Annotated in this window: 14 protein-coding genes and 1 tRNA gene; 12 read left to right on the forward strand and 3 right to left on the reverse strand. The window is 41.9% G+C overall.

Features of this window, described 5'->3' with window-relative positions; all coding sequences use genetic code 11:
• The first annotated feature begins 282 nt into the window (after positions 1-282).
• From PW220_RS03440 to PW220_RS03470, 7 genes are all read left to right on the forward strand, one after another.
• Positions 283-1,236, forward strand: a complete 954-nt coding sequence (locus PW220_RS03440; RefSeq protein WP_248054801.1) for a LysR family transcriptional regulator — start codon at positions 283-285, stop codon at positions 1,234-1,236.
• 10 nt (positions 1,237-1,246) lie between these two features.
• Positions 1,247-2,167, forward strand: coding sequence for an MBL fold metallo-hydrolase (locus PW220_RS03445; protein WP_248054587.1), 921 nt, complete (start codon positions 1,247-1,249; stop codon positions 2,165-2,167).
• 64 nt (positions 2,168-2,231) lie between these two features.
• Positions 2,232-3,263: a DNA polymerase III subunit delta gene (holA, locus tag PW220_RS03450; protein ID WP_248054585.1), complete on the forward strand. Its 1,032-nt coding sequence runs from the start codon at positions 2,232-2,234 to the stop codon at positions 3,261-3,263.
• A gap of 73 nt (positions 3,264-3,336) precedes the next feature.
• Positions 3,337-3,948: a superoxide dismutase gene (gene sodA / locus PW220_RS03455; protein WP_248054583.1), complete on the forward strand. Its 612-nt coding sequence runs from the start codon at positions 3,337-3,339 to the stop codon at positions 3,946-3,948.
• A gap of 336 nt (positions 3,949-4,284) precedes the next feature.
• A complete protein-coding gene (gene rplS, locus PW220_RS03460; RefSeq protein ID WP_011921928.1) occupies positions 4,285-4,632 on the forward strand; it encodes a 50S ribosomal protein L19 in 348 nt (115 codons plus the stop codon).
• A gap of 150 nt (positions 4,633-4,782) precedes the next feature.
• The gene (locus tag PW220_RS03465) at positions 4,783-5,457 is read left to right on the forward strand and encodes a beta/alpha barrel domain-containing protein (RefSeq protein ID WP_248054581.1); all 675 of its coding nucleotides are present in this window, start codon (positions 4,783-4,785) and stop codon (positions 5,455-5,457) included.
• A gap of 46 nt (positions 5,458-5,503) precedes the next feature.
• Positions 5,504-5,575, forward strand: a tRNA-Arg gene (locus PW220_RS03470).
• A 43-nt stretch (positions 5,576-5,618) separates the two neighbouring features.
• On the opposite strand, the gene PW220_RS03475 is transcribed toward PW220_RS03470, so the two are convergent.
• The 3 genes from PW220_RS03475 to PW220_RS03485 are packed head-to-tail and all read right to left on the reverse strand — an operon-like array spanning position 5,619 to position 7,582.
• On the reverse strand, positions 5,619-6,809 hold the full coding sequence (locus tag PW220_RS03475; RefSeq protein WP_248054579.1) for a chloride channel protein: 1,191 nt from the start codon (positions 6,807-6,809) through the stop codon (positions 5,619-5,621).
• Entirely contained in the window at positions 6,799-7,077 is a 279-nt protein-coding gene (locus PW220_RS03480; protein ID WP_248054572.1) for a chorismate mutase, read from the reverse strand. Before PW220_RS03480 ends, PW220_RS03475 begins: the two co-directional genes overlap by 11 nt.
• Positions 7,078-7,126: 49 nt before the next feature.
• Positions 7,127-7,582 carry a flavodoxin gene (locus tag PW220_RS03485; protein WP_105117408.1) on the reverse strand — a complete coding sequence of 152 codons (456 nt, stop codon included), beginning with the start codon at positions 7,580-7,582 and terminating at the stop codon, positions 7,127-7,129.
• Between the two features lie 94 nt (positions 7,583-7,676).
• Here PW220_RS03485 and PW220_RS03490 point away from each other — a divergent pair, with 94 nt between their 5' ends.
• The 5 genes from PW220_RS03490 to PW220_RS03510 all read left to right on the forward strand — a co-directional run bounded on the left by PW220_RS03490 (position 7,677) and on the right by PW220_RS03510 (position 12,147).
• Positions 7,677-8,621, forward strand: a complete 945-nt coding sequence (locus tag PW220_RS03490) for a DHH family phosphoesterase (RefSeq protein ID WP_248054570.1) — start codon at positions 7,677-7,679, stop codon at positions 8,619-8,621.
• A complete protein-coding gene (locus PW220_RS03495) occupies positions 8,608-9,636 on the forward strand; it encodes an FAD:protein FMN transferase (RefSeq protein WP_248054568.1) in 1,029 nt (342 codons plus the stop codon). Before PW220_RS03490 ends, PW220_RS03495 begins: the two co-directional genes overlap by 14 nt.
• Before the next feature lie 120 nt (positions 9,637-9,756).
• The gene (locus tag PW220_RS03500) at positions 9,757-9,999 is read left to right on the forward strand and encodes a type B 50S ribosomal protein L31 (protein ID WP_029944240.1); all 243 of its coding nucleotides are present in this window, start codon (positions 9,757-9,759) and stop codon (positions 9,997-9,999) included.
• 365 nt (positions 10,000-10,364) lie between these two features.
• Complete coding sequence (locus tag PW220_RS03505; RefSeq protein WP_248054567.1) at positions 10,365-11,594, forward strand: FtsW/RodA/SpoVE family cell cycle protein; 1,230 nt, start codon at positions 10,365-10,367, stop codon at positions 11,592-11,594.
• 13 nt (positions 11,595-11,607) lie between these two features.
• The gene (locus PW220_RS03510; protein WP_105117412.1) at positions 11,608-12,147 is read left to right on the forward strand and encodes a DJ-1 family glyoxalase III; all 540 of its coding nucleotides are present in this window, start codon (positions 11,608-11,610) and stop codon (positions 12,145-12,147) included.
• Positions 12,148-12,303 lie beyond the last annotated feature (156 nt).

Raw genomic sequence — 12,303 nt, forward strand, 5'->3', positions numbered from 1 at the left:
TTATATGGTATAATAATATAAACAAGAACATGTAAAAGAAGAGAATACTGGCTAGTCTTCTCTTCCATAAGTATCCTTATAGTTTTGGAAATCAATATCAAGCCTCTTTGACTAGGGTTAACAAGAGTGTAATACTATGGTTTTATTTTTTGTGCTTTCAGCTGATGATGTGGAAGTAGGAGTGATAGAAATAGGATTCATTTTATGTCACATCTTAAGAATAGGTCTGTGGAGGGGAGTTTGATTTTCTAGGACATTATTAGGAGGAGTAATATAATGGGAATGGATATTATTCAGATGAGCTATCTCATCAATATTGTAGATTCCAGCTGTAACCTTTCTCTTGCTGCCAAAAAAATCCATATCAGCCAGTCTGCCTTAAGTCAATTTATCACGCATTTTGAAGCAAGTGAAGGCATTCAGTTATTTAATCGTAAAAATGGGCGCTTGGATGGTATGACAGAAGCGGGTCGTATGGTCTATCGTTTTGCGACAGAAATTGTTGCCAAATATGAAGAAATGCAGAATGTTATTCAAAAAGAAGCTGCTAAACAGCAAGGAACTATCCGACTGGGTCTTCCGTCCATCATTTTGAGAGCTTATTTTTCTCATCTTTTGCCTAAATTTTATGTCAATTACCCCACTATCAATATCGAAATTCTAGAGGGGGGTGGCTTGGAAATATGGAAAAAATTTGTGCACAATGAGCTAAATATAGCTCTCCTAGTCGAGCCGACCAATCTGGATAGCAAAAAATATGAACAGCACCTAATCCACAAAGATGAGTATGTTGCTTTTATGGATAAAGACCATCCGCTAGCCAGTAAGGAATATTTGGAATGGAGCGACTTGCAGGACTATCCCATAACGACCTTTAATCAAAACTTTACCAGCTATAGCAATATTATGCAGAAGTTGAAGGATGAGAATATAGATATTCAACGTCTACATCATTCCTCTTCTTGGGACTATATGGTCGCTGCAACAGCAGGGAATGATATCGTTAGTGTGTTGCCGAATAGTGTCGAAGAATTGATTGATGAAAGTCAGTTTAGGGTCGTTCACTTTCGTGATGCCCTACCCTTTAATATCTGGCTGTGTCGACCGCATCGTAAACGAGTGGGGGAAGCAGAGAATTTCATCTATGAGGAAATACTGAAGTTTCATGTCCCAACTAGTGAGGAGCAAACGGGTGGTTGCAATTGCATGAGCAGTCTGAATGTACCAGTCGGATAAAGGAGAAACCATGTTACAAGCATTTGAATTTGGAGAAATGAGGATTACCTGGCTACGGGGAGCTGACAAATATACAGATGCAGGTACCTTGTTTGGGCCTGTCCCCAAGGCTGTTTGGTCCAGATATTATCCAACAACAGCCGACGGCTTGGTAGCTGATTTGACAGATCCTATACTCATTGAATATAAGGGAAAGAAATTTCTGATTGATAGCAGTTTGGGGACTGAAAAATTAGATGCCAAACAAGTTAGAAATTTAGGGGTTGTTTCTGAGAACAGAATGTTAGAAAGTTTGGCTGAATTGGGCTATAGCAGACAGGATATTGACGGAGTGCTGATGACCCACATGCACAATGACCATGCAGGCGGGTTGACATGTTTGGAAAATGGAGAAATCGTTTCAACCTTTCCCAATGCCAACATTTACATCAATGAAATAGAATGGGATGAAGTCCGTCATCCAAATCCTCGTACCCGTGCAACCTATCTCAAGGAGAATTGGCAAGCTATTCAATCTCAAGTCAAAACCTTTGGTTCCTCCATTGAAATCGTCCCAGGTATTGAAATGCACAGGACAGGTGGACACAGCAAGGGGCATTCTATCATTCTATTAAAACAAGACCAGCAGACTATTATTCACATGGCAGACCTACTTCTAACGCATGCCCATCGTAATCCTTTATGGGTTGCGGCTGTGGATGACTATCCAATGGATAGTATTGCGGCTAAGACCAAGTGGATAAAAGAAGCCTATGAAAATGGCTATATTTTCCTTTTTTATCATGATTCATTTTATAGCTTACTACAGTTTGCACCAGATGGGCAAGAAGTAATGGCATATATGGAAAGACCGCGTCCTCCCCTTGTCCCATTTACAAGTCGGCAAGACAGGAGGCTGATGATCCCACCTACTGCTAAAAAACTTGGTTAGCCAGCACCCAGTGACCTACTGGGTGCTTTTTTATGGTAAAATGGAGAGAGAAGTAGAGGATGATATGACAATTATTGGACAGATTGAGAAATTAAGAAAAGAACATTTAGGCTCTCTGACAGTTTTATGCGGTGAGGATGTTGGACAATATCAGATTGCAAAGGACTTACTTTTAAGGCAGGTGGATTTTGATCCCGCAGATTTGGGTTTTGCCTATTTTGATATGTCTGAGGCTGATTATAGTCAGGTCGATTTGGATTTGGTCTCTTTGCCATTTTTTTCAGATGAAAAAGTAGTCATATTAGACTATTTTGCCGATTTGACGACGGATAAAAAGCGGTATTTGACAGATGACGAACTCAAGCAGTTTGAGGCTTATTTGGAAAATCCTGTCGAAACAACCCGTTTGATTATCCTAGCCCCAGGAAAGCTAGACAGCAAGCGACGTCTGGTCAAACTCCTCAAACGAGATGGACTGGTACTGGAAGCCAATCCCTTGAAGGAAACGGACTTGCGACAGTATTTCCAGAAAGAACTGGGGCGTCTAGGTTTGAATATGGATGGAGATGTCTTTCAGTATTTGTTGGTAAAATCTAATTTTGAGTTTGCGGAAGTCAGTAAAAACCTAGCCTTCTTGCAATCTTATAAAGGACAAAATTTGATTACTATGGCAGATATTGATTCTGCCATCCCTAAGACCTTACAGGATAATATTTTTGACCTGACCCAATTGGTTCTTCAATCCAAAATCGATGAATCCCGTCAACTTGTTCGTGATTTACGTTTACAGGGGGAGGATGAAATCAAGCTGATTGCCATTATGTTGACCCAATTCCGCACTTATTTACAGGTTCAACTTCTTCGAGAACAAGGCAAGAGTGAGCCACAAATGGTAGCAGAATTGTCAGAAATCATGGGGCGAAAGGTCAATCCCTATCAAATCAAATTTGCGCTTCGGGATTCGCGCTACTTATCTCTTGGATTTTTGAAAAAGGTGGTCAAATTGTTGATCGAAACAGACTACCAAATTAAAACAGGTGTGTTTGAAAAAGACTATCTCTTTGACCTAGCTTTGCTAAAAATTTCAAGCATATAGTCAGACAAATAAGTTGAAAAGGCTCTCACAATGGAGTAAAATAAGATTATCATATAGACAGAGGAGTACAAAAATGGCAATTATTTTACCAGACCTACCATACGCATACGATGCCTTGGAACCACACATTGATGCAGAAACAATGACCCTTCACCATGACAAGCACCATGCAACTTATGTTGCAAATGCAAATGCTGCCCTTGAAAAGCACCCAGAAATCGGTGAGGACTTGGTAGCACTTTTGTCAGATGTAGAGCAAATTCCAGCTGACATCCGTCAAGCACTTATCAACAACGGTGGTGGTCACCTGAACCACGCACTTTTCTGGGAATTGCTTTCACCAGAAAAAACAGAAATTTCAGCAGAATTGGCAGCAGATATTGATGCGACTTTCGGTTCATTTGATGCCTTCCAAGAAGCATTCACTACAGCAGCAACAACTCGCTTCGGTTCAGGCTGGGCTTTCTTGGTTGTCAACAAAGAAGGCAAGTTGGAAGTTATCTCAACTGCTAACCAAGACACACCAATCATGCAAGGTTTGAAACCAATCTTGGCACTGGATGTTTGGGAGCACGCCTACTACCTCAACTACCGTAACGTCCGTCCAAACTACATCAAAGCTTTCTTTGAAGTGATTAACTGGAATAAGGTAGATGAGCTGTATAAAGAGGCTCTCAGCAACTAATCTACTAGCTTACTGTGACGTTTTTTCGAGGAAACGATCTTTTTCCGAGAAAAAACTAGTCAGTCCTCTAGGAAAGCTAATCGGGCTTTCCGTGCTACAAGGAGCAAGGCCCTTGTAGCTGAGGAGTGGGACAAAGGTTGACGAACTTTATAAAGCAGCTAAATAAGGTGGTAAAACAGGCGATTTTTCGCTTGTTTTTTTCAATATTTTGAGTATTTTTCTTTACAAGAAAAGAGGATTTTAGTATAATCTATTTTGTGTGTAATGGACGCACAAAAATACAGTTTATCCGCTGGGTTTAAAAGCACCTATGATTGACAAAGATAGGAGAATAAAATGAATCCATTGATCCAAAGTTTGACAGAAGGTCAACTTCGTACTGACATCCCTTCATTCCGTCCTGGTGACACTGTACGTGTTCACGCTAAGGTTGTCGAAGGTAACCGCGAACGTATCCAGATTTTCGAGGGTGTTGTTATCTCTCGTAAAGGCCAAGGCATCTCAGAAATGTACACTGTACGTAAAATCTCTGGTGGTGTAGGTGTTGAGCGTACATTCCCAATCCACACTCCACGTGTTGATAAGATTGAAGTAGTACGTTACGGTAAAGTACGTCGTGCTAAATTGTACTACCTACGTGCATTGCAAGGTAAAGCAGCGCGTATCAAAGAAATCCGTCGCTAAGATGGGAGGAAGCAGCGAAAGTTGCTTCTTTTTTTGTTTCTAATAGATGGTATCCTATATTTATAAGGGCTAGTCAAGATGAGTGGAATTATCTAGCTATTAACATAAAAAATATGTTATACTATGTCTATAGATATAAGGAGGTCCCGAATGAGTAAGCAGTTTATTCCGTCTGTTTTGTCTGATTTACGCCAGGATATTGTGCAGGTACCTGACATTATTAAGGAATGCAGCGGTATTCGGATTTATGGTCGTCGTATCCGCTCGGTTTTATTTACAACTGATGTGGCGATTATTGCCAATCATAATGCAGATGCCGTTTTAGCAGTTTATCCATTTACTCCTAGTCCAGCCATCCTCAAAAGTATTATGATGGTTGCTTCTGTCCCGGTTTTAGCTGGTGTTGGTGGTGGACTAACGACAGGAATGCGGTCGGCCAATATGAGTTTGCTTTCTGAGTCCGAAGGAGCTTATGCTGTTGTGGTCAATGGTCCTACGGATGTTAAAACCATTGAGCAAATTAACAAGATGGCTGATATTCCCATTATCTACACAGTCGTTTCAGAGAAGGCAGACTTGTTATCACGAATAGAGGCTGGCGTAGATATTTTAAACGTTTCCTGTGGACTAGAAACTCCCAGCGTGGTGAAAAAAATCCGTCAAGTACTCCCAGACTTTCCCATCATTGCGACAGGTGGTCCAACTGAAGAATCCATTCGTTGCGTGATCGAAGCAGGAGCCAATGCCATTTCCTACACAGCTCCAAGCAATGCCGAACTCTTTAAAAAGAAAATGGAAAAATATCGAATATCAAGTAAGGACTAGCCCGACCTTGCAATCTTCTATTTTATGAGTTAAAATAGAAGAGTAGCTTCCCTTAGTTAAATGGATATAACAAATTCCTCCTAAGAATTAGTTGCAGGTTCGATTCCTGCAGGGGAGATAGAAACCACCTAAAAAAGCCCGATTTGACGGGCTTTTTGTGTTTAAAATTTTCTTATCTGCTGTCCATAAATCGTTTGTTTTCTGTTTACAAGATAAGCTAGGGCAAGCACTGGAATGGCGTAGGGGATGATATTCCAACCAAATACCTCGTAGCCTATTAAAATCGGTGCCAGTAATGTGTTGGTTGCTGAGCCAAACACAGCACAATAGCCAAGGGCAGCAACAGGTTCTATTGGCAGCCCCAATATTCCAGCTAAAAGGGCTCCAGAACTAGCTCCAATAGCAAAGAGAGGAGTGACCTCACCCCCTTGAAAACCTGCGGCCAAACATAAACAGGTCAGTAGGAGTTTGAGTAGCCAATCGTAAGCAAATACCTGTTCCCCAGCTAAACTGACATCAATTAAATTGGTCCCCAGACCTGAATACCGCCCCTGCTGAACAAGGAGCAGTAGAACGCTTAGTCCAACTCCCATGATAGCTATTTTAATGTAAGGATTAGGAAACCAGCGAGTAGAGTACCTTTTTGACTGTGCCAAAAACCAGGCAAAAAAATTACCGACGATACCAAAACATAGTGCCAATAGAAGTAATTTGAAACCGTAGGTAAGCTGGAAAGGGGGAGCCGAAATGGCATGAGCAAATTTTTCTAAGCCCAATAAATGTGAAGTGGTAGAAGCTGTAAAAGCAGCCACTAAACAATAGACCAAGCTATTCCAAGCATATTGACCAACGATCAAGACCTCGATGGCAAAGAAACTGGCAGCCAAGGGTGTTTGAAAGAGGCCAGCAAAACCTGCTGCCATACCCATCTTCGTCACCATATCTTTGGACAAGTCTGAAAAACCATGCTTCTGTAGCCAATGCGAAAGACTAGCTCCAAGCTGAACCGCCACCCCTTCACGGCCAACGGAAGCACCAAAAAGATGACTGAGCCAGGTCGTGCAGATGATGAGTGGTACTAAGACTGGAGAAATGTGACTGTCTTCACCCTGTCCCGCTTTAAAAACCAACCCCATCCCAGCTTGAACTTCTCTGCCCCATTTTTGATAGACAAATACAACTACTAGCCCAGCCAATGCAAGAAAAGGAACAAGATAATCGAAATATTCAGATCGTACTTGTCCAATTTCTAATAAAATCTTTCCAAAAAATGTAGTGACCAATCCAGCTAACAGTCCCATGAGTACAGAAAAGAGCAGGAGTTGAAGTATTTGTTTATCTTTACTGGTCATCTCTAGCTAGTTTTCCAGCTTGATAGGCTCTGGACTGGGCCATGATGTCGCTAAAGGTCGCTTGAATAGCTGAGCGGTAGTCCTCCTTTTGGACCAGGCTTCCAACCCGTTCAAGAACCGCATTTTCCCGACTGGTATCCAAAACAGGTTTGCCTGTTGCACGCTTAAAGGCTGTGACTTGATCAACTAGCTCCATGCGTTGTTCAAGCAAGTCAACTAATTGACTATCTATAGCGTTAATATTTTCCCGGATATGATCTAGATTCATTTTTTCTCCTTTTAAGAAAACCAGTAACAGATGTTACTGGTTGATTTGATTATTCATTTACTTTGGCAGCAAGGTCAGTTGCAAATTTTTCGAGGTTAACGATATCCTCGTCTTCAGCAGCAAGGTCTACCTTGACATTTTCAGCCCCCTTGACTGCACCACGTGAACCAAGCATGACATCAAAGTCATCTACTGCACTACAGAAGTCATCATAGAAGGTATCGCCAGAACCGCAAACACCGTACACCTTACCAGTCAAATCCAAGTCCGCTAGGTCAGCATAGAAATCAACGATTTCATCTGGAAGCTCACCATCACCACCATAAGAATAAGTGTAGCTGGCTACGACAATTAAGTCAGCATCCAAGATTTCTTCTGTTTCAATGGTCGTACATTCGTGCACCTGTACTTCCAAACCCAACTCTTCTAGCTTACTGGCGACGATATCAGCAATTTCTTCTGTGTTACCAGTCATACTAGCGTAAACAATTTTTGCTAGTGCCATAATTTCCTCCAAATTACATAGTAATCTTATTATACCATACTCCCATCATTTTCAAAAGGGGAAGTTTATGCTAAAATGATGAAAAGGAGTTGCTATGACTATTTACAATACAATTATCGAAAAAATTCGCGAATACGACACCATTATCATTCATCGTCACCAACGACCAGATCCAGATGCTATTGGCAGTCAGGTTGGCTTGCAAAAACTCTTGCAGAAGAATTTTCCTGAAAAAACCATCAAGGTAACCGGTTTTGAGGAACCAAATCTTGCCTGGATGGCAGAAATGGATCAGGTTTCCGACCAAGACTATCAAGGGGCCTTGGTTATCGTGACAGACACTGCCAATACGGCGCGTGTGGATGATGACCGCTACACTCAGGGTGATTTCCTGATTAAAATCGACCACCATCCAAATGAAGAGCCATACGGCGACTTGCTCTGGGTCAATACTGAGGCTAGCTCATGCAGTGAAATGATTGCAGACTTGGCCCTTCAAAGCCAGTTGGAATTGGATGGGGAAACTGCTCGTCTGCTATATGCTGGTATTGTTGGCGATACGGGACGTTTTCTTTATCCTGCGACTAGTTCACGCACTTTTGAAATTGTTGCTCGACTTCGTCAGGAAGATTTTGACTTCGCAAGAATGTCCCGCCAGATGGATACCATTGATTTCAAGATTGCCAAGCTGACAGGTTACGTTTACGACAACTTGGAAGTCGATGAGCACGGTGCGGCACGGGTCATTTTGACTCAGGATATCCTCAAAAAATACGGGGTGACCGATGCGGATACTTCCTTTATCGTCGGGGCTCCAGGGCGGATTGGCACTGTACAATCTTGGGGGATTTTTGTGGAACAAACTGACGGAAACTATAGAGTACGACTACGCAGCAAGTACATTCCGATAAACGAGATTGCCAAGCGCCACGATGGCGGTGGCCACCCACTAGCCAGCGGTGCTAACTCTTATTCCCTTTCCGAAAATGAGCAAATCTACCAAGAAATTCAAGAGGTCGTGAGGAATGCAAGTAAGTAGCCGTTCCCTTCGTCTAATGGGAACCATTATTGAAACAAAAATATGGCATCCAGAAGCTGAACCGATTTTGGATCAGGTTGAAGAGCTGCTTTATCTTTATAAAGACCGGTTTTCTGCCAATGATTTGACATCTGAATTGATGGAGGTCAATCTCAACGCGGGTGTTCAAGCAGTTCCTATTGCCGATGACCTGTATGAATTGATTAAATTGGGCAAGGAACACAGTCTGGCTCAGGGATCTTTTTTGAATATTACCATCGGTCCCCTTGTACAAAGCTGGCGGATTGGATTTAGTGATGCTAAGCTCCCTAGTCCCGAAGTCATCTCAGAAAAACTCCAGCTCATCAATCCAAGGGATATCGAACTCGATGACCGAGAGCAGACCGTCTATCTAAAAAAAGAAGGCATGGCTATTGACCTGGGTGCCCTAGCCAAAGGCTATGTAGCAGATAGGATTGTTGATTTTCTAAAAAGAATTGGAGTAGAGGCTGGACTGATTAACCTGGGAGGCAATGTCTTGACGTTTGGACAAGCTCCGCATAATCCAGATGGTTGCTGGCGAATTGGTATTCAGGATCCTCAGAAAGCACGTGGTGAGAATGCCCTTGTCCTCAAGATAGGCGAAGAGTCGGTTGTCACCTCTGGTATTTACGAACGAAGCCTCACGGTAGATGGTCAGACCTACCACCATATTTTAAGTTCGCAAACGGGCTATCCTATCCAGAGTCAGCTGGCCAGTGTGACCATTGTGTCCAAGCAATCGGTTGATGGTGAGATTTGGACGACCAGGTTGTTTGGTCAAGCTATTGATCAGATTATTAAAGTGGTTGAAGATACGGATGGCATTGAGGTGGTCTTGATAGGTCTCGATAGGAAGATTTTTGTGACCTCAGGACTTACTGAAAAAATACTGGCAGGTAGGGAGCGGATTTCAGACAGTTTGGGCAGCCCATCCAGAGGTGGATTTGGAGCAAGAGTAACTTCTGACCTGGCATCAGGTGCTTCTGTTCTATAATCTCTTAAAAATCTCTAAAAAATCGGTAAAAATACTTGCCAGAAGAAAAAAGTTTTGGTAAACTTAAATGGTTATAATCTATGGCTCGGAAAGAGTCCATGGCAGAAAGGAATTTTTAAAATGAAAAAAGATATCCATCCAGAATATCGCACTGTTGTCTTCATGGACACAACTACTGGCTACAAGTTCCTTAGTGGTTCAACTAAGAAAACTAGCGAAACTGTAGAATTCGAAGGTGAAACTTACCCATTGATCCGTGTGGAAATTTCATCAGACTCACACCCATTCTATACTGGACGTCAAAAGTTCACTCAAGCAGATGGACGTGTGGATCGTTTCAACAAAAAATACGGTCTCAAGTAAAAAAACAACCCCAACGGGTTGTTTTTTCTTCGCATCTTTAAATACGAAAAGGCGAATACAACCCCAACGGGTTGTTTTTTTACGAGCTTGAAAACAAAAGAGCGAGTTATGGTCCAGTGGACCATTTTTTCTTTGCCTCTAGAAATAAAAGAGGGCTTTTTTGGTGAGTGATTGCCAAAATGATTGCCATTTGTTTTAATATACATTGTAGATAAATGTTCGAGTTTTTAGTGTGTTGACCAGATGATTTTTTGTTCCTGCTAGAGCCTTTTCGTTTTTTTTGCTATAATGTTAAAAGCTATGTTTAGAACTGTATTCACAGTTTAGCACTTTGCTGGTGAATAGAGTCTCTTAAAAATGAAAGTATGAGGTTTTTGATGAAATACAGAGGAAGTATAGATAGTCGTGTGGACTATTCTCTCATTTTACCAGTCTTTTTTTTATTGGTTGTAGGCATCTTAGCTCTTTTTATTGCAGTGAGCCAGGACTATCCCAATAGTGTTTTGCAAATGGTGGGGCAACAAATTGCCTGGATAGGTATTGGAATCGGAGCAGCATTCCTGGTGATGTTCTTTTCGACCAAATTTCTCTGGCAGATAACTCCATTTTTATATGTACTTGGCCTAGGATTGATGGTCCTGCCCTTATTCTTCTACAGTCCAGACCTGGTGGCTTCGACAGGTGCGAAAAACTGGGTAACCATTGGAGGAATGACCCTTTTTCAGCCGTCGGAATTTATGAAAATATCCTATATTGTCATGATTGCAAGGGTTATTGTCACCTTCCATAAGCACCATACTGAACGAGGTCTTCGAGAAGATTTTATGCTGATTGCTTATATGACTCTCTTTACTCTTCCTGTTTTGGTACTACTGGCCTTGCAGAGTGACTTGGGAACTTCTTTGGTATTCGTGGCCATCTTCAGCGGGATGCTTCTCCTGTCGGGGGTGTCATGGAAAATCCTTCTGCCAACAGCTTTAATGGTCTTGGTTCTTGCTGGAGGCTTCATGCTGATTTTTGTGTCACCAGGTGGAACAACCTTCCTGCATAATATGGGTATGGACACCTATAAAATCAACCGTATTTCAGCTTGGTTAGACCCCTTTAAACACGCCCAGTCAACAACCTACCAACAAGCACAAAGTTTGATTGCCATCGGTAGCGGTGGTCTGAAAGGTCTAGGGTTCAATAAAACAAATCTGCTGATTCCGGTTCGTGAAAGTGATATGATTTTTACAGTTATCGGTGAGGATTTTGGTTTTATTGGTGGGACAGTCTTGATTGGCCTCTACCTCCTGCTGATTTATCGGATGTTACGGATTACATTAAAATCCAATAATCGTTATTATACCTACATCTCTACAGGTTATATTATGATGCTCCTCTTCCATGTATTTGAAAATATCGGGGCAGCTACTGGTTTACTACCTCTGACAGGTATCCCACTTCCATTCATCTCTCAAGGTGGCTCTTCTATAGTGTCCAATCTGATTGGGATTGGCTTGGTACTATCCATGAGTTACCAGTCGCATCTGGCGGATGAAAAAGAAGAAGTGAGATCACGGAAATACAGGAAAATTACGTTAGAACGTTAGAAAGTTGGTTACTATGGTAAAAGTTGCAGTTATGTTGGCAAATGGCTTTGAAGAAATTGAAGCCTTGGCCCCTGTCGATATTTTTCGAAGAGCAGATTTTCAATGCGATATGATTGGTTTAACCAGTATTCGTGTGGAAGGTTCCCATGCTATCAAGGTTGAAGCAGACAGTTTGTTTGATGGGGATTTGAGCCAGTATGATTTGATTGTCCTACCGGGAGGGATGCCTGGTTCAATAAATCTCCGTGATGATGACCGTTTGATTGCAGAATTGCAAAAGGCTGTTGCAAATGGGAAACGGGTTGCGGCTATCTGTGCGGCCCCAATCGTTCTAGACAGGGCTGGTTTACTGGCTGGGCGTCGCTATACTTGTTTCCCAGGAAAAGAAGCAGATGTTGCTTCAGGTATTCATGTTGAAAACAATGTAGTCGTTGATGGACCGATTATTACCAGTCGCGGTGCAGGTACTAGCCTGGACTTTGCTTACAAATTGGTTGACTTACTTGGTGGTGACGGTCAGGGGCTGGCAAGGGTCATGGTTCATAAAAATTAGAGGAATAGAGTGTTAAAAAGTAGGGAGCTGAAGGAGAAAATTCAGCTCCTTTTTGGTGGGAATTTTATGAAAAATATGGTATAATGTTGGGTACGATTGTAAAGTTTTTATACTCTTGTTTTTCCTATCCAGATACTTCAAATCTTGTCGGATGGT

It is taken from the genome of Streptococcus sp. 29892 (genome assembly GCF_032594935.1).
In the GTDB taxonomy this organism is placed as follows: domain Bacteria; phylum Bacillota; class Bacilli; order Lactobacillales; family Streptococcaceae; genus Streptococcus; species Streptococcus hyiners.